This window comes from Staphylococcus sp. HMSC068C09, from assembly GCF_001813735.1.
GTDB classification, from domain to species: domain Bacteria; phylum Bacillota; class Bacilli; order Staphylococcales; family Staphylococcaceae; genus Staphylococcus; species Staphylococcus hominis.
In genome coordinates this window covers 42,562-60,207 of record NZ_KV813778.1, presented here as the reverse complement: position 1 = coordinate 60,207, position 17,646 = coordinate 42,562, and the positions used below count along the sequence as shown (strand labels likewise).

Here is a 17,646-nt window from a genome sequence, read left to right as displayed (position 1 = left end):
TCACCTATTCAAGCAAGTTTTTTTAATGCTTTGTTTTCAACTTTAATATTATTAATAACTGTATTACTCGATAAAAGTAAAATAAAAATCTATCATAACAAATTTATATGGCTCTTAGGTATTACTAATACAATAGGTATTTTACTCCAATATGTAAGTTTAAGTTTGTTAGATCCAGTTAGTGTTGGATTATTAGGAAGATTTTATATTATATTTGCGTTGTTTCTTTCAGTGCTCTTTCTAAATGAAACGTTGTGCAAAAACGATACCCTTCCTATAATTTTTGCTGTTATAGGTTCATTCTTGATTACTCATTTTTCAGGTGATTTTAACAGTATATTAGGTGTGATTGTCACCCTATCTTATACATTCTTTTTTGCGCTAACGAATATGTTAGCTAAAAAGACCGTCAAAGACATTGATTCTAAAACCATCTTACTATACAATCAGGCGACTTCTACTTTGTTGCTAGGTATCATATTAATTGTGACTAATCATTTACATACCATACATATAAGCATAGGCTTGTTCTCTATTTTACTTTCTGCTTTGTGTAGTGGCGTAATAGGACTTTTATTATTTTATGAAGGTTTGAAATACATTTCGTTTCGTGAAGCGAATATTATAAGAACCCTCAATCCTATATTTGTGTTTATATTTTCTTTCCCGTTTTTCCCTTTACCATTAACGCCTAAATTCATAACCGGCGCGATTTTAATCATTATTTCTATTATTTATATGAATCTATATAAAGATAAAAAAACGTCTTCATGATAACTTTTTCATTAAAAATGCGCCCCACCATTAGATCTCATTCTAACTTTGGGGCGTATATTAATTGGCGTATTTTATAAAATTAATTGAACTAACAAACTAAGAAATTATATTTATGTCCATCTGGATCAGCAAATGTTGCACCGTAATAACCTTGAGAAGTCTTAGGTTCATCAATCACCTTACCACCTAATGCTTCCACTTTATGCATTAATTCATCCACTTCATTATTAGTTTTAACACCTAATGATATAATCACTTCATTAAAGACGAAAGAAACAACTTCGGATTAAGACGACTTAACCCGAAGTATTTTATTAGGCCAATATGTGATCCATTGAACGATTCACACTACTTGCATACATACCACCAAATTTAACTAAATGCACCATGAATAAATATAATCTATAGAACTCTAAGCGTTTTTCTGCTCCTTTTCCTAAAGGATAATGCTTTTCATATTCATTATAAAACTCTTGTGTAAATCCACCGAAGACAGTAGTGATACCTAGATCAAATTCTCTATCTCCATATAACGGCGCTGGATCAAATAAAGCGGGACGCCCATCTTTTAAAAACATATAATTACCGCCCCATAAATCACCGTGTAAAAGAGACGGTTTGCTATTATGATTTTCTAATTCATTAATCATAACAGAACGTACTTGTTCGTATACTTTATTATCTTCTTCATTCCATAAATTTTTACGTAATAGTTCATCCCTTAAATGATCCATACGGCGTTCTACAAAAATTTCACTCCAAGACTCTGACCATGTATTATCAAATGAGACATCAGCCCCTTCATAAGGTAACTCGAATCCAAACTTACCTTCTGACTGTTGATGACTATGCATTTTGGCTACAAGTTGTCCTAATTCTTTTTGACTTCCTTTACCGCCTTCTTCTAAATAACTGAGTAATAGATACGCATCGCCATTAATTTCGCCATTTTCAATCACTCTTGGTGCTGTAATATCTGCTTTTTCAAATGCTTCTAGTCCAGCCATTTCGGCAGCGTAGAAAGAGGGTTTACGATTTCTTTGAACTAATAAAAAATATATATCATCGTTTGTTGTAATTTTAAATGCTTCATTTACATCTCCACCGCTTACTGGTGAAATATCTTGAATACCCTCTAAAGGTAATTGATTTTTCCAATCTGATTTCATTAATTATCCTCCTTAGTCCAATTCTTTATCTACTATTCTATTACCTAAATGGATGTGCTTTAACCTTTGTCATTCCAAAATGATTTAAAGTTAGGCAATTTTTCAAACACTTTCAAATTTGACTATTCATTTTTAATCGAACGTGCTAGTCTATTAAAGGAATGTTTTTTCAATGATATTAAATGAGGATCGTAAGCCTCAAATACAATGAAATGGAGCATTATTATGTACAAATTAATTAAACCTCTTTTATTCAAAATCGAACCTGAAAAGGCACATGGATTAACAGTAGATGCCTTAAAATTCACTCAGAAAAACGCTTTTTTACTACCTTTTGTAAATAAATTATTTACATATGAACACCCCTCTCTTTCACAAAACATTAAAGGGATAACATTTAAAAATCCAGTTGGTTTAGCTGCTGGTTTTGATAAATCATGTGAAGTGCCTAAAGCACTTGAAAATGCTGGTTTCGGTGCTCTTGAACTTGGTGGCATTACACCTAAACCACAAGATGGCAATCCTAAACCGCGTATGTATCGCTTACTTGAAGATGATGCCTTAATCAATCGTATGGGCTTTAATAATATGGGGATGAATAAAGCTTTATGGAATTTAAGACGTCATGCTTACACTATTCCTGTAGGTTTAAATGTGGGCGTTAATAAAACGACACCTTACGAAGAGCGTTATCAAGATTATATTAAAGTCATCGATGCGTTTAAAGCAGATGTATCATTTTTCACTGTGAATATTAGCTCACCTAATACTGAAAACTTACAAAGTTTCCATGATAAAGATGAATTTTCAATGTTATGTCATGCTTTAATAGATTATAAAGCACAACACGAAGTGAATGTCCCAATCTTTTTAAAGCTAACTTCAGATTTAGAACTTGAAGGTTTTAAAACTATTTTACCTCAAATTACAGAAACCTTTGATGGTATGATTTTAGCCAATACCACACGTCAACGTGATGGATTATCTTCTCCAAATAAAGTAGAAGACGGAGGATTAAGTGGTCGACCTTTATTTAAACGTAATTTAGAACTTGTAAAATGGGCTTATCAACAAACGAATGGCGAATTTTTAATCATTGGTACAGGTGGTATTTTTAGTGCACAAGATACTATTCAAATGATGCGAAATGGTGCGTCACTTGTACAAATCTACTCATCCCTCGTGATAGAAGGCCCTGGTTTAACTAAAAAGATTAATCGAGATATTGCTAAATATTTAAAAGCAAACCATTATAGTCATATTAGTGAGATTATTGGACTAGATGCTAGACGTTAAAATATTTCACTAAACGATAAAGTGTACTATACTAATATTACACGTAGCACGTACTATCGGAGGGTATGTTGATGACTATAGAAGATAAACAAACAAAGTCACAAACTAAAGATAAGAATAACATTGAAGATGCCAAATCTTCTCAAGAATACGATAATAGTATCGGTTACAATGGTGAAAAGAAAACAGCTTTGGATCTTGAAATTGAACGTGAACTATTAGAAATGATGGAAAATAAAGATCCTGAACCTGAAAAAGAGAAGAAAGGTATAAAAATTGCTGGACTACTATCTGCCCTTGTTATTGCTATTTTAGCTATTGTGCGTTTTATTCATCGTACGTTATAACTAAAAGCGAAGGAGTAAGAAAGAATGGTTAACTCATTCTCTCTTACTCCTTTTAAAATTGTTCTAAAAATGCTTTAGCTTCTCGATTAATTTTTTTAAAATCAATACCTTGTTCCATCGCTGCAAATACACATCCGCAATAACATTGTCTAAATATATTATAATCATTACACATTTCTATAGACCGTTCGTAACCTTTATTTTTCTTAAAATCACTAGGTAAATAATATGTATTGTATAATCGTTGAACTTCCATACCGAGTTCGTTAATTAATTGAGCATTCTTTTTAGGAGATAATGTTAATGCACTACCGAAATAATCATATCCATACTTCACTGCTGCTTCTGCGACAAGCTCTAAACGCATCTCAAAACACGCTGTACAACGTTTTCCACCTTCAGGTTCTTCAGTAAGACCACGCGATTTCGCCATCTTCATGAATTCATATGGCTGATAATCAGCTTCAATATATTTTACCGAATATCCAGTCTTCTCATTAAAATCTTTTACAAATTGTGCTTGGACTTTGGCACGTCTTAAGTATTCATTTTTAGGATGAATGTTAGGATTAGCAAAATAAATAGCAATATCTGCATACTGAGATAGATATTCTAATGTATATGTGCTACAAGGTGCACAACAACTATGTAATAAAATTTTAGGGCGAACGCCTTCACGCTCCCATTGATTAATCAGTTTTTTCAACACCCTATCATAATTGATTTTTTGATTTTTCATCTTCTTAATCATAGGTTCAGCATTTAACATTTCTCAATTCTCCTTATAAAATATTATATATTATTTTTAGTTTGAGACTTATACAATAAAAATATATCAGATATTATCGACTTACTATATCTTGAACTTTTTTAATAGCCTCATCTTCTATTTCTTTGAAAATTTTTATTGCCCTATGTATTTTTTATATTATTTCTTAAAGATGGTGATTACTTAAATTCATTAATGACACGCGTATCACATTGAGTACATACATTTTAAATTGGAACAAATTTACTTCCATAATGCTTACAATAAGCCACTAAAACCTCTTCCAAATAATCTACGTAGTACTCCGAAATCATCGAATTGACTAATTAACGATGATCCAAATAAATGTAATGCAAATCCAATAATAACGAAAAATATGATAACACCGTAAAAACTAGGGATACGTAATTTTCTATTTACACTATATTTAGCAATTAAATATATACATGATGTGAATAATAAGATAATCGAAAATACTCCTAATACCCCACTTAAAATATAAAGTTTTAAAAATAGTGAAATAAATCCTAACAAAAGTATAAGCACTGATAATGTATTCGTTAAAATAAAGTCTGACAAAACTTTTTTAATTTGAAAAGGTTGAAGTACAGTTAAACGTATCACTCCATAAGTAATAAAGAAAAGAATAGCTATAGCAATAGCGATGCCTAGTATTACTCTTAGAACAATAGTAAATACTCCTGAAACGATATAACCAAAACTATCTTCAATCATAAAATGAATAAAAAATCCTAAAATTAATAAGCCCACTATCACTAATGAAGCTAATAATGAGTAACTAAATGAATGATGACTCTCAATGATTGTATCATGCCGTTTAAACACTTGTTTAAAGAATTTTTTACTTTCTTCGACAACAGATTTAACTTTTTGACTTGAAGCACTAGGATTACCATAACGTTGTTGATAAGATGTATAATCAGGTGCATCTTGCGTTTGAGATGACTCAATATTGTTGTATTGATTCACTGTAGGCTGTTCTTTTGATATAGCATTTGGCGAAGTAACAGAACTTGAAGTAGAGTGATTTACACTTTTGTTTATATGACTATCCAAGTTTAATGATTCTGGTGTTGTTGTAGATGGTGTAATCTGATCTAATTTCGTTCCACATTCTCCACAAAATAAATCTCCTTGTTGATATGACTGACCACAATTTGGACATTGCATCCTATATACCTCCATAAACATAAAATTCGAACTCATTATACCATTAAATTGAATTGCTTAAAATATTATTTTAATGAAATAAAAAAGTTCGAATCTTAAAAGATTCGAACTCTAATGATGATATATTATTCAGCTTCTCTAATTTCTGCATCGATATCTGCATAATCAATTTCAGTATTAGTGAATGTTTTATTATCGATTGGGAAGTGTTGTTCAAATGTTTCAAAGTTTTGAATTTCAACTTTTACATCATCTACTTCAAAATCTAAAATGTGTCCGCCGAAATTACGATCATCGTTGGCGAAATGAATATGGAAACCACCAGAACCAATACCATGGAATAATTCAGGTGTAAAGAAGCCAATCACTGTACCGTTAACATCTTCCTGAGTTTCTTCAGGTTGTCTACGTGCTGAATCAATTAATCTTGTATATGGTGGTTCTTGTTTTGGCATCATACGAACATGCATTTTTTTAAATTTACCAGTGATTTTTACTGCTGAGAATAAATTATCACTTAACATATGTTCTTTTACTTCATTTAATACTGTTTCAGAATCTTTATTAGAAGTTTCATAAGATTCATCTGCTTCAAATTTAGTAATTGTTGCAAAAGGTGTTAATTCATCACCTTTAAGTTTAACGAATTCTTTTTTTTCATTTGCATGGTAAGCTTCTCCATTAATGAAGATAACTTCACCGTCTGAACCTGTAAGTGTTGCTAGTCCTGAATCACCATGTTTTAATAATTCATCGATTGTGGCAGTTCCTTCTAATAAACCTGCCATCAATGTACCTAATGTACCATGTTGATATAATACGTGACCCATATTAATATTCACTCCTATTTTTTAGAAAATTAATTTAAAGAATCTGGTAACATATTTGTTGATAATTTAATATTATCTTTATAATTTACTGGAATATCAATTAAAACAGGTCCTTCTGTTTCGTAACCTTCTTTAATTGCAGCTTCAAGTTCTTCTGGGCTTGTTACTCGAATACCTTTCGCACCAAATGACTCTGCATATTTAACATAATCTACTGGACCAAATGCTACACCAGCTGCACGTTTATATTTCATTTCTTCTTGGAATTCAACCATGTTGTATTTACCATCATTCCAAATTAATTGAATGATATTTAATTTTTTACGTACAGCAGTTTCTAAATCTTGACCTGAGAATAAGAAACCACCATCACCAGCAACTGATACAACTTGTGTGTTTGGACGTACTAATGCAGCTGCTATAGCCCATGGTAACGCAACACCTAAAGTTTGCATACCGTTACTGAATAATAAATGTCTTGGATTGTAACTTCTAAATTTACGAGCCATCCAAATATAGTGACTACCTACGTCTACTGTAACAGTTGTATCATCAGTTAACGTTTTTTGCATTGTATTGATAATTTCTACTGGATGTAAAATACCGTCTTCATGTTCATATTTAATGCCAGTAGCTTCGATAATATTTGCTCTTAATTCTTCTAAGTCATCTAAATGTTTTTGATCAATAATTGGTTCAGATACTTTTTCTGACATCATTTGAATTGTACCTGCAATATTACCTACTAATTCTTTTTTAGGACGTAAGTAATTTGTAATTTCAGCATGCACTTCGTCAATTGAGATAATTTCAGTATCTAATTCTTTATTCCAGTTACTTGCTTCGTATTCAATTGGATCATAACCGATTGCAACTACTAAGTCAGCTTTTCTTAGTAATTCGTCACCCACTTGGTTACGGAATAAACCAACACGACCAAAGAAATGGTCTTCTAATTCACGACTAATTACACCAGCACCTTGGAAAGTTTCTACAACAGGTAAGCTTGTTTTTTCAACAAATTTACGAATTGCTTCTGTTTCTTTTTCACTAGAACTTCTCATACCTGCAAGTAATACAGGGAATTTAGCATCTTTAATTGCTTGAAGCACTTCATTCACTTCTTCATCTGTTGGTACGCCTAAATGAGGTTTTTCTGGTAAGTCGATTGCTTTACTTTGCACTTGAGATGAAATAACGTCTTGTGGAATACTAATGAAACTTGCACCATTTTTACCAGAAGTTGCAGTGCGGATTGCATTTGTCATAACTTCAGATAATGATTCAGGATCTTGAACCTCTGCACTATATTTAGTTGATGATTTTAGTAACGCAGCATTATCTACAGCTTGGTGAGTAAGACGTAATAAATCATTTCGTTTAACTTGACCACCGATTGCTAATACAGGGTCACCTTCTGAAGTAGCTGTTAATAATCCAGTTGTTAAGTTACTTACCCCTGGACCACTTGTTACTAATGCAACACCAGGTTTACCTGTTAAACGTCCAATGCCTTGTGCCATCATTGCAGCATTTTGTTCATGACGTGTAACGATAAGTTCTGGACCATCATCTTCTAATGCATCGAATAAATAGTCGATTTTTGCACCTGGAATACCAAATACATAATCCACATTATTATTTTTTAAAGTATCAATGACCATATCTGCAGCAGAATAGTTTTCTTTAGCCATTTTATATTCATATCCTTTCAAGTTTACATTTGTAATTTAAATTTTTTATTTCAAAATTACTTTTCTATTTTTTTATACCCAATTAAAAAGAAGCCACACACATGTCTATTTTTTTAGGGAAAAAGAGGGAAAGACTTAGTCACATGTTAATTGCGGCTTCTTTATATTTAAATAACTTCAATTTTTAAAGTTGAAGTGTAACCTCAGTTAATTAGACATATTCAAATATGAGATGGGAGTTTTCTATTATATATGTCATGTTTAAGGGAATGATAGTAAGACATACTTATTAGAACATTTGAATACGTTGTAACTTTATTACGTTTCTTATTATAGTACGCATCGAAACATTAATAAAATACATATTTTCGATAGTAACCATTCCATATTGGAATAGGTCAATATACTTTAACCATTGTAAAATGACACAATTAAAAAGGTCTAATGACTTGACTTGTCTTCTATCATTATAGTGCCAATATTGATATAATTACTACTTTTTATATTTTTGGAGTAAATATACTCTTTTTTGTTGTTTTTATTTTAGATTTATCTGATATAATCAAATCTATCATTTAAATTTTCTAGTTATGTATTCTTGTTTGATTAAAAGTAAGAAAACTTGAAATTTTCAGAAATTTTAGACAAAATACCGTTCTTTTATGCTATGATAATAAATGTTATATAGCTAACAAGCTAATTCATTAAATTTTAAACTTATTAGTGGAGGTTTATAATTATGGCCAGTTTTTTCAAAAATTTTACTAGAAAAGAAGATCCCACTATCTATCAAAGTAAAGATGGACATTTAAAACGTACGTTACGTGTTAAAGATTTTCTTGCATTAGGTGTAGGTACTATTGTATCAACATCGATTTTCACACTACCTGGTGTAGTAGCAGCAGAGCATGCTGGTCCAGCCGTAGCTTTATCTTTCTTATTAGCTGCAATTGTTGCTGGTTTAGTTGCATTTTCATATGCTGAAATGGCTGCAGCCATGCCTTTTGCTGGTTCTGCATATTCTTGGATTAACGTTTTATTTGGTGAATTCTTTGGATGGGTAGCTGGTTGGGCATTACTTGCCGAATACTTTATTGCCGTTGCCTTTGTAGCTTCTGGTTTTTCAGCCAATTTAAGAGGACTTGTGTCTCCTTTAGGTATTGCGTTACCTAAGTCTTTATCTAACCCTTTTGGTGCAAATGGAGGAATTATAGACTTAGTTGCAGCAATTGTTATTATTTTAACTGCATTATTATTATCTCGTGGTATGAGTGAAGCTGCTCGTATCGAAAATATTCTTGTTATTTTAAAAGTTCTAGCGATTGTTTTATTCGTTATTGTTGGATTAACAGCAATTCAAGCAAGTAACTATGTTCCATTTATTCCTGAGCATAAAGTCACTGAAACTGGTGATTTTGGTGGATGGCAAGGTATTTATGCGGGTGTATCAATGATTTTCTTGGCATACATAGGATTTGATTCAATTGCTGCCAACTCAGCTGAAGCTATTAATCCGCAAAAAACGATGCCTCGTGGTATTTTAGGTTCATTAATCATTGCGATTGTTTTATTCGTAGCTGTAGCTTTAGTATTAGTTGGTATGTTCCATTATTCAAAATATGCTGGGAATGCTGAACCTGTAGGTTGGGCACTTCGTCAAAGTGGACATGGTGTAGTAGCAGCAGTAGTTCAAGCTATTTCAGTCATCGGTATGTTTACAGCATTAATCGGTATGATGTTAGCTGGTTCACGTTTACTTTATTCATTTGGTCGTGACGGATTATTACCTTCTTGGTTAGCCAAATTAAATGATAAACATTTACCTAATAGAGCGCTTGTTATTCTCACTGTTATCGGTGTTTTAATTGGTTCAATGTTCCCATTTGCTTTCTTAGCTCAATTAATTTCAGCAGGTACATTAATTGCATTTATGTTTGTATCTATTGCAATGTATAGTTTAAGAAAACGTGAAGGCAAAGATTTACCAGTTCCAGCATTTAAAGTGCCATTCTTCCCTGTATTACCTGTCATTACCTTTTTATTAGTCTTGCTTGTATTCTGGGGATTAAGTTTTGAAGCTAAACTTTATACATTAATCTGGTTCTTAGTTGGTATTGTTATTTATGTACTCTATGGTATTAAACATTCTAAAAAGAATGATGAAGATGATTATGTCGTACCAAAAGATTAAGATAATGAACTAACTTATATTTCTCATATCCCCTTAAGAAACATTCAATTGTTTTTTAAGGGGAGTATACTGAAAAAGAGCAAGAAAAGACATTCACTTAATGTCTTTTCTTGCTCTTTTAATATATTTTACCAACCTTGTCCTTCTATACTATATTGATTTAAATTACCATCTTGTAGTGCTTGAAGCGCTTCTTCAATAATATCTAACGCTTTATCTAACTGTTCATAAGTAATAACGAGTGGCGGTTGAAAACGTAAGACGTTCCCAGCAACTGCAATAATCACTACACCATGTTCAAAACAGTAATTACAAATTTTCAATGCTTCTTCAGCAGCTCTTTCTTTTGACTGTTTGTCTTTAACAATATCAATTCCAATAGATAACCCAATACCGCGCACATCTCCTACGTAATCGTATTGATCTACCCATTGATTCATACGTTGACGCACGTAGTTTCCTTTTTCAGAACTAGCTGTTAGTAAGTCGTCGTTTTCTATCATTTCAATCGTAGCAAGAGCCGCTTCACAACTTACTGGATTTGCCCCTGTCGTAAATAGATGTGCTGGTGCTTCAAGACTTTCAATAATTTCTTTTCGACCCACAATCGCTGACATTGGTAATCCACCTGCTAATGATTTACCAAATGTAATGAGGTCTGGTGTAAAGTTAAAGTGGTCCACAGAGCTCCAAGAACCTGTACGACCTAATCCTTGTTGGATATCATCAACAGCAATTAAAATACCGTATTCTCGACATAACGCTTCAAGTGCTTCAAAATAGCCTTCTACTGGTTCTAATAGTCCACCATCTCCTTGAATCGTTTCTAACACAATACAAGCTACTTCCTCAGCTGGAACATATTTAGCAAACATCTCTTTCAATGGCGCTAAATATTCTTCAACAGTGTTTGATTTAGATTGTTCAAACATCCCTCTGTATTTATCTGGAAATGGAATATGATAAAAACCATTTAATAAAGGGCCATAATGTTTACGCATATTTAAACTGATAGCCGACATTGATAACGCTCCAAATGTAGAGCCATGATAAGCATTTGTAAAGCTGATAATATAGGGTCGTCCCGTATAAGCACGTGCAAATTTGATAATACCATCATTCGCATCCGAACCACTCAAACCAAATGTGACACGTTTTTCATAATCACCTGGCGCAATATCGCATAACTTTTTAGACAGTTTCACTAAAGGCTCGTGATACATATATGCGGGGGTATAATGAATAAATTTATCTACTTGCTTTTTAATCGCCTCTGCTACCTGTTGTGGTGCATGACCCACATTTTGTGAGCTTGCACTAGCTAACAAATCGATGTATTCTTTTCCATCTATATCTACTAAAGTTGCTCCATATCCATGATCAATCACTAATGGATAATATTTTATACGTCCTGAAGTAGCAAAATACTTGCTCTCTTCTTTTATCATATCCTCTGCTTTACTCAAATTGACTCATCCTCTCCCAAAGTATCAACAACTTATATCTAACTTTCTTTATTGACTTCAATTCTTGTGATAATAATCAATATCTTACTAATAATTGTCAGATTTGTAAATATTTTCAGAAAAATTAAAATATATTGTTTCTATCTTTTAAACAATGATAAATATAAATCATAAAAGGCCTCTAATAGAGACCTTTTATGACTTATTTGTTTTCGTATGGAATAACATCATCGCCATATTCTTTTTTAATATAGGCTTTGATTTCTTTAGATTGCATAACTTTTAATAATGTTTGGAATTTTTCATCATTTTTATGACCTTCTTGCACGGCAATCGTATTCGCAAATGGTGATGATTTACCTTCCATAACAATAGCATCTTTAGACGGTTTTAAACCATTATCAAGCGCATAGTTTGAATTTATAATTACTGCAGCTCCTTCACCATTCTCATATGTTTTTGGTAAAAACTCTGCCCCTTGTTGATGGTTAAATTTCAAGTGTTTTTTATTTTCAGCAATATCTTCAAATTTTGCATTTTCAATTTTAACGCCTTTTTTTAATTTAATTAATCCTTCATTAACAAAGAAAGATAGAAAACGTCCTTCTTCTGCAGGATTATTAGAAACGTAAATCGTCGATCCATCTGGAATGTCTTTTAAATTTTTATATTTTTTACTATATACACCCATAGGCGTTGTAAACACTTTACCTAATTCTTCAATTTTATAACCATGACTTTTCTTTTCAGCATTCAAGTATGGAACGTGTTGGAAGAAGTTCGCATCAACATCGCCTTTATCTAATAATTTATTAGGCACCTTATAATCATTAACTTCTTTGACTTCTAAATCATATCCTTTTTTCTTCATTTCTTCTTTAGCTTTTTTCAACACATCACCATGAGGTGCTGGCGACGCTGCTACGGTAATTTTTTTATTATCTTCTTTCTGATTTCCACAAGCCGTTAGCGTAATAATTACTAATACAATACTGATCATACCTATTAATTTTTTCATATGTATTGACACCTTTTTATAAATTTTCAACTCTCATTTACTCTTACTAGATATGTAAAGACATAAAAAAATACTTTCTACTATTAAGAGAAAGCATCGATACACTTTCTCTCATCTTCTAAAGTATGATTAACTTTATGTGAATTAGCACCATGTCATACCATGACGGTTGCTGGGTTTCGTAGGGCACATCCCTCCACCACTCTTGATAAGAGTTAATAGATTATTGAATTATTAATAACTTATCATTGATTTAAACGTTGGTCAATATGTTTTTTTAATATTCTAAAAATTCAAAAAGTGTTAAACCAAATATTTCAGGGAATATTCTTATACTATGTATATAAGAAGGAGGGAAATTATGATCTATTATTTTTATCATTGTCTTAGTGCTTTAGTTATAAGTATCATCTTATTAATTACAATGGCTATAATGGATGTCTTAGTTCAATCGACTCATCTTACTTTATTGTTAATTAATATTGATTTCTTAATTGACCCAAGCAAAATGCCATTATTATTAGAACTAGCCATTCATATTTTTATAGGATGGTTAATATATTTTATTTTCTTACTTATTTATCATGTCTTTAAACCATTATATAAACTAAGTTATGTCTTATTAATGATTGTTTTTGCCTCTCTTTATCCGTCACTCATCGCTATGGCAAAGCGTTCATTCTTTCACTTTAACTGGACAGAATACGGTTTATGGATGATTGCTCATATTATTTTTATGATTTTAATGGCTTGTTCCATTTCATATTTTTCTAAAAAGAAATATTAATACCTTATATAAATTATGTGATAAATATTGATTTAATGTTTACAAAACATTTATTCTTTAAGTTAAGTTAAAGATTTATTATGATTTTTTTTAAAACCCTGTTTCTGATCTATTCAAATGCTACACTCTAGTTGTAATTGATCATGAATGAAATGGGGTTTTCATTATGAAGAAAGTATCTTTCATCGCATCTACACTTTTAACAAGTACAATGCTACTTACAACGACTCAATCTGTAGAAGCACATACTGCTGACTTAGTGACTAAAGAAAACGCTAAACAAATTGCTACAGATGCATTATCTAATAGTGGAGGTAATCCAAATCTACAACGACTTGGTCGTACTGTTGACAAAGGCGCATACTTTGAAATTATAAGTCATAATAGATTAAATGAAGGCAGTGGAATGTATAAAGTTTATAAAAATGGCGAAGTTGAGTACAAAAATGGTACATATAGTGACTTTAATCAACTTCAAGATACACGTATTCATGCAGAATCAGGTATCGCTAAAGCTGCTAAAACACCTTCCTCTTCTAATGATAAACAAGTTAATTCTGTTGATTGTGCACGTGAACTCAATCGTTATTATGTAGGAACAGTTGCTTCTTCTGAGGTGCCATCCTCTAAGTCACTTAAAAATACTCAAACATCACAATCTTCTGTTAAAACACTCCCAAGTACTGGAGACGATACACAACAACACTCAACTCAACTTTTAGCCTCACTTCTATTAGTTATGGGAACTTCATTATTACTTAAACGAAAACATCATAGTCATTCTTATTGATCTACTAAACATTTTTAATAAATAAAAAAGGAGTGAGTCAACAAATTCAAAATGAATTCTGACTCACTCCTTTTGTTTAATCATGATTTCGTTTAAATAGTTCTACAAGATAAATCATTTCCATACTAAATTAATATACAAGAAACTGTCTCTATATTATTTATTTTTATTATCCGCTTGTTCATTATCTTGACTATCAGAATGTTGATCATCTTTGTTTTTAGTTTGTTCTACACCTTCAGGGTCTTGTTCTTTAGCATTGCCTTTTTTTGGATTATAATTAACACCTTCTGTATAATCATTACCTGCATTCCATAATAAGAACTCATTCACACCGTTATCTTTTAAAGCTTGAACTTCTTCAGATATCGCTTTTGCATCATAATCAATATAATTACCAGCCCCTAAATATGAAGCGGTAAAGTCTTGAATCCATGGTCTTGAAATAGGCTTATCTTTACCTAATGTATCTAATAAACTATTTTCTTTTTGAATATAGCGATTAACTGTTTTATATGGCTCAGTATCTGGTGCTTGTAAACCGAAATCTCCATTACTCCAATGAGATGGATAAATCATTGATGAAATGGCATCTACATTTTTAGAAATTTTAGGGAAGCTTTGACCAATACCAGGTGCATTTTCAACTAATGCAGAATAACCAAATACATCAGCTGACACATTAACTCCCATTGGTTTTAATTCTTTATTTGCGTATTCTAAGAATTTAGTAATTGTATCCACACGTTGATCGCCTGAACTCATCTGACTATTTTTATATTCACCTTTATTATAAGTTAAGCTATCTGCTTGATTTTCAAATCCTTCTGGGAAGCGTACATAGTCAAATTGAATATCTTGGAAGCCTGCTTTTGCAGCTGCTTTTGCAACATCAATATCATACTTCCATACTTCCTTCATAAATGGATTAACAAAGCTATCCCCTTTACCATTTGTCCAAACAGAACCATCACTATTTTTGAATGTCCATTCAGGGTGTTCATTTGCTAATTTTGTATCTTTAAATGTCACAATACGTGCAATTGGATAAATATTATTATCATGTAGTTTTTTTAATAATTTTTTACCATCTACAATATCAAGCGTATTTTTATCCACTTGTTTATTGCCTGTATTTAATTTCATAGTAATGTTACCTGTATCATCTTTCACATCGATAACCATGGTATTTAAATTAGAATCTTTGATGAATTTAACTAACTCATCCATTTTAGCACCCTGTGTAGAATTACTTGTTACATAAATCCCTTTAACACCATCTTTAGGATACTCTACTTTATTTTCATTTGTATTTTTATCATTATTCTTTTTCAATGCATCACTTTGACTATTACCACTTTTATTACTAGATTGCTCATTTTTCTGATTTCCATCTTTTTGTCCACTATCAGATGCATTATCTCCATTACTACAAGCCGCCAATAATAGAGCACTTGTTGTTAATACAGCAAAAATTTTATTTTTCTTCATTACTGTTCCTCCAAGAAAGTATATAAGTATTAATTAAGAACTTAGTTATCATATATAAACGATTTAAAAATAAAGACTAACTTCAATTAATAAGAACTTAACTTACTTTAGAATAGCATATTTTAACAAAAAATATACGATACACTAAAGTTTTATAAAATATTCTATTTAATATTTACATATATTAAAATTTTAAAGAAAACGTAAAGATAATGCTTTAGAATCATCGATGATCCACTGAACATTTGGTATTGATCTTTTCATTTGTTGCATGATAAATTGCTCATTATTTTTAGGAAAATCCCAAATATACTTAATAAATTCAAAACTTAATGTTTTAGGATTTCCTCCGATATGTTCTCTGTTAAATAGTGAATATATGTAACGCTTGATTACTCTAAGTATACATTTTACTCTTGGTTCTTTAATCCATATGACTTTAGTTGCATATTTTAATCTCATACTAAGTGTACTAGAATAATTTCCATCAATAATCCATTCCTCTTTTACTACAATAGATTCAAGTTTTTGTTTTAATTCTTCAAAAGTAATGACGTTTTTATTATTAAGCCATTGAATTTGATCAATATGGTAAAGTGGCAGTTGATATTTTAAATGTAGTTGATATGCCAATGTTGATTTTCCAGAACCAGGGCTACCAATAATTAATATACGTTGTTTCATAACAATCCCCTTTGAATATGTTTGAATGTTTACATTAAATGTATAAATACGGTAATTTCATAAAATTGTAAATTGTTAATTAAGAAATTTCAATAATTAATTACTTTATACTTGAGAATATTATTATTTTTTACGATAATGATATTGAAAGTTTATTAAAGGAGTGAAAGGCATAATGAATAAAGAACAATTAGAAAAAGTAAGTCATGGGAAAGGATTCATCGCTGCATTAGACCAAAGTGGTGGTAGTACTCCAAAAGCATTAAAAGAATATGGTGTAAACGAAGATCAATACAGCAATGATGACGAAATGTTCCAACTTGTACATGATATGCGTACACGTGTTGTCACTTCACCTTCATTTACTTCAGATAAAATTTTAGGTGCGATTCTATTTGAACAAACTATGGATCGTGAAGTTGAAGGTAAATATACTGGTGACTACTTAGCTGATAAAGGTGTCGTTCCTTTCTTAAAAGTCGACAAAGGTTTAGCTGAAGAGCAAAATGGTGTCCAATTAATGAAACCTATCGACAACTTAGATGAAACTTTAGACCGTGCAGTTGAACGTCATATCTTCGGTACTAAAATGCGTTCTAACATCTTAGAATTAAATGAACAAGGTATCAAAGACGTTGTTGAACAACAATTTGAAATTGCTAAAAAAATCATTGCTAAAGGTTTAGTACCTATCATTGAACCTGAAGTAAACATTAACGCTAAAGACAAAGCTGAAATCGAAGAAGTATTAAAAGCTGAACTTAAAAAAGGCTTAGATTCTTTAAATGATGATCAATTAGTAATGCTAAAATTAACTATCCCTACTAAAGCTAACTTATACAAAGAATTAGCTGATCATCCAAATGTTGTTCGTGTTGTTGTATTATCTGGTGGCTACAGCAGAGACGAAGCAAACAAATTATTAAAAGACAATGATGAATTAATTGCAAGCTTCTCACGTGCATTAGCAAGTGATTTACGTGCAGGCCAATCAAAAGAAGAATTTGATAAAGCTTTAGGCGATGCAGTAGATTCAATCTACGATGCTTCAGTAAATAAAAATTAATAGTCAGATTTTTATTTAAAAGTGATGAGTCACGTGCTCATCACTTTTTTCATGTTTTTAAGCAGTTATAACCATTAAAT

Annotated in this window: 16 protein-coding genes, 1 pseudogene and 1 riboswitch; of the genes and pseudogenes, 7 read left to right on the top strand and 10 right to left on the bottom strand. The window is 31.4% G+C overall.

Annotated elements, in window-relative coordinates; translation table 11 throughout:
• Positions 1-774: DMT family transporter (locus HMPREF2930_RS09795; RefSeq protein WP_070597394.1), on the top strand; the 774-nt coding region annotated here is incomplete at its 5' end.
• Positions 775-865: 91 nt separating this feature from the next.
• Here HMPREF2930_RS09795 and HMPREF2930_RS09790 read toward each other — a convergent pair.
• Positions 866-1,039 (bottom strand): annotated as a pseudogene (locus tag HMPREF2930_RS09790) (VOC family protein); the annotation flags it as partial.
• A gap of 52 nt (positions 1,040-1,091) precedes the next feature.
• Positions 1,092-1,946, bottom strand: a complete 855-nt coding sequence (locus tag HMPREF2930_RS09785) for a fructosamine kinase family protein (protein WP_017175098.1) — start codon at positions 1,944-1,946, stop codon at positions 1,092-1,094.
• A gap of 225 nt (positions 1,947-2,171) precedes the next feature.
• Here HMPREF2930_RS09785 and HMPREF2930_RS09780 point away from each other — a divergent pair, with 225 nt between their 5' ends.
• Complete coding sequence (locus tag HMPREF2930_RS09780) at positions 2,172-3,242, top strand: quinone-dependent dihydroorotate dehydrogenase (RefSeq protein WP_017175099.1); 1,071 nt, start codon at positions 2,172-2,174, stop codon at positions 3,240-3,242.
• Positions 3,243-3,313: 71 nt separating this feature from the next.
• Positions 3,314-3,589, top strand: a complete 276-nt coding sequence (locus HMPREF2930_RS09775) for a hypothetical protein (RefSeq protein ID WP_017175100.1) — start codon at positions 3,314-3,316, stop codon at positions 3,587-3,589.
• Between the two features lie 52 nt (positions 3,590-3,641).
• Here the strand turns inward: HMPREF2930_RS09775 and HMPREF2930_RS09770 are convergent, their stop codons facing one another.
• From HMPREF2930_RS09770 to alsS, 4 genes are all read right to left on the bottom strand, one after another.
• Positions 3,642-4,358: an epoxyqueuosine reductase QueH gene (locus HMPREF2930_RS09770; RefSeq protein WP_017175101.1), complete on the bottom strand. Its 717-nt coding sequence runs from the start codon at positions 4,356-4,358 to the stop codon at positions 3,642-3,644.
• A 258-nt stretch (positions 4,359-4,616) separates the two neighbouring features.
• The gene (locus HMPREF2930_RS09765; protein WP_017175102.1) at positions 4,617-5,549 is read right to left on the bottom strand and encodes a zinc ribbon domain-containing protein; all 933 of its coding nucleotides are present in this window, start codon (positions 5,547-5,549) and stop codon (positions 4,617-4,619) included.
• A 125-nt stretch (positions 5,550-5,674) separates the two neighbouring features.
• Positions 5,675-6,379 (bottom strand): acetolactate decarboxylase, encoded by a 705-nt coding sequence (gene budA, locus HMPREF2930_RS09760; RefSeq protein ID WP_002449310.1) that lies wholly within the window; start codon positions 6,377-6,379, stop codon positions 5,675-5,677.
• 29 nt (positions 6,380-6,408) lie between these two features.
• The gene (alsS, locus tag HMPREF2930_RS09755; protein WP_017175103.1) at positions 6,409-8,073 is read right to left on the bottom strand and encodes an acetolactate synthase AlsS; all 1,665 of its coding nucleotides are present in this window, start codon (positions 8,071-8,073) and stop codon (positions 6,409-6,411) included.
• A gap of 739 nt (positions 8,074-8,812) precedes the next feature.
• On the opposite strand from alsS, the gene HMPREF2930_RS09750 reads away from it, so the two are divergent.
• The gene (locus HMPREF2930_RS09750) at positions 8,813-10,264 is read left to right on the top strand and encodes an APC family permease (RefSeq protein WP_017175104.1); all 1,452 of its coding nucleotides are present in this window, start codon (positions 8,813-8,815) and stop codon (positions 10,262-10,264) included.
• 128 nt (positions 10,265-10,392) lie between these two features.
• Here the strand turns inward: HMPREF2930_RS09750 and HMPREF2930_RS09745 are convergent, their stop codons facing one another.
• Positions 10,393-11,730 (bottom strand): aspartate aminotransferase family protein, encoded by a 1,338-nt coding sequence (locus tag HMPREF2930_RS09745; protein WP_017175105.1) that lies wholly within the window; start codon positions 11,728-11,730, stop codon positions 10,393-10,395.
• Between the two features lie 202 nt (positions 11,731-11,932).
• Positions 11,933-12,748, bottom strand: a complete 816-nt coding sequence (locus HMPREF2930_RS09740; RefSeq protein WP_017175106.1) for a MetQ/NlpA family ABC transporter substrate-binding protein — start codon at positions 12,746-12,748, stop codon at positions 11,933-11,935.
• 108 nt (positions 12,749-12,856) lie between these two features.
• A riboswitch (SAM riboswitch) is annotated at positions 12,857-12,963 on the bottom strand.
• A 146-nt stretch (positions 12,964-13,109) separates the two neighbouring features.
• Between HMPREF2930_RS09740 and HMPREF2930_RS09735 the strand changes: the two genes are divergently transcribed.
• Together HMPREF2930_RS09735 and HMPREF2930_RS09730 are read left to right on the top strand one after the other, a co-directional pair.
• Positions 13,110-13,535 carry a hypothetical protein gene (locus HMPREF2930_RS09735; protein ID WP_017175107.1) on the top strand — a complete coding sequence of 142 codons (426 nt, stop codon included), beginning with the start codon at positions 13,110-13,112 and terminating at the stop codon, positions 13,533-13,535.
• Positions 13,536-13,701: 166 nt separating this feature from the next.
• On the top strand, positions 13,702-14,325 hold the full coding sequence (locus HMPREF2930_RS09730) for an LPXTG cell wall anchor domain-containing protein (protein WP_017175108.1): 624 nt from the start codon (positions 13,702-13,704) through the stop codon (positions 14,323-14,325).
• Between the two features lie 156 nt (positions 14,326-14,481).
• On the opposite strand, the gene HMPREF2930_RS09725 is transcribed toward HMPREF2930_RS09730, so the two are convergent.
• Both HMPREF2930_RS09725 and HMPREF2930_RS09720 read right to left on the bottom strand, forming a co-directional pair.
• Positions 14,482-15,816, bottom strand: coding sequence for a putative glycoside hydrolase (locus tag HMPREF2930_RS09725; RefSeq protein ID WP_017175109.1), 1,335 nt, complete (start codon positions 15,814-15,816; stop codon positions 14,482-14,484).
• 192 nt (positions 15,817-16,008) lie between these two features.
• Entirely contained in the window at positions 16,009-16,500 is a 492-nt protein-coding gene (locus HMPREF2930_RS09720) for a P-loop NTPase family protein (RefSeq protein ID WP_017175435.1), read from the bottom strand.
• A 175-nt stretch (positions 16,501-16,675) separates the two neighbouring features.
• On the opposite strand from HMPREF2930_RS09720, the gene HMPREF2930_RS09715 reads away from it, so the two are divergent.
• Positions 16,676-17,566, top strand: coding sequence for a fructose bisphosphate aldolase (locus HMPREF2930_RS09715; RefSeq protein WP_002449395.1), 891 nt, complete (start codon positions 16,676-16,678; stop codon positions 17,564-17,566).
• Positions 17,567-17,646: the final 80 nt, after the last annotated feature.

Excerpts from the sequence above, each read along its gene's own strand:
- HMPREF2930_RS09750 (WP_017175104.1), top strand. The coding sequence starts at position 8,813 with ATGGCCAGTTTTTTCAAAAATTTTACTAGAAAAGAAGATCCCACTATC.
- HMPREF2930_RS09740 (WP_017175106.1), bottom strand. The coding sequence starts at position 12,748 with ATGAAAAAATTAATAGGTATGATCAGTATTGTATTAGTAATTATTACG.
- HMPREF2930_RS09785 (WP_017175098.1), bottom strand. The coding sequence starts at position 1,946 with ATGAAATCAGATTGGAAAAATCAATTACCTTTAGAGGGTATTCAAGAT.
- HMPREF2930_RS09775 (WP_017175100.1), top strand. The coding sequence starts at position 3,314 with ATGACTATAGAAGATAAACAAACAAAGTCACAAACTAAAGATAAGAAT.
- HMPREF2930_RS09715 (WP_002449395.1), top strand. The coding sequence starts at position 16,676 with ATGAATAAAGAACAATTAGAAAAAGTAAGTCATGGGAAAGGATTCATC.
- HMPREF2930_RS09725 (WP_017175109.1), bottom strand. The coding sequence starts at position 15,816 with ATGAAGAAAAATAAAATTTTTGCTGTATTAACAACAAGTGCTCTATTA.
- HMPREF2930_RS09770 (WP_017175101.1), bottom strand. The coding sequence starts at position 4,358 with ATGTTAAATGCTGAACCTATGATTAAGAAGATGAAAAATCAAAAAATC.
- HMPREF2930_RS09780 (WP_017175099.1), top strand. The coding sequence starts at position 2,172 with ATGTACAAATTAATTAAACCTCTTTTATTCAAAATCGAACCTGAAAAG.
- HMPREF2930_RS09720 (WP_017175435.1), bottom strand. The coding sequence starts at position 16,500 with ATGAAACAACGTATATTAATTATTGGTAGCCCTGGTTCTGGAAAATCA.
- HMPREF2930_RS09730 (WP_017175108.1), top strand. The coding sequence starts at position 13,702 with ATGAAGAAAGTATCTTTCATCGCATCTACACTTTTAACAAGTACAATG.
- HMPREF2930_RS09765 (WP_017175102.1), bottom strand. The coding sequence starts at position 5,549 with ATGCAATGTCCAAATTGTGGTCAGTCATATCAACAAGGAGATTTATTT.
- HMPREF2930_RS09735 (WP_017175107.1), top strand. The coding sequence starts at position 13,110 with ATGATCTATTATTTTTATCATTGTCTTAGTGCTTTAGTTATAAGTATC.
- budA (WP_002449310.1), bottom strand. The coding sequence starts at position 6,379 with ATGGGTCACGTATTATATCAACATGGTACATTAGGTACATTGATGGCA.
- alsS (WP_017175103.1), bottom strand. The coding sequence starts at position 8,073 with ATGGCTAAAGAAAACTATTCTGCTGCAGATATGGTCATTGATACTTTA.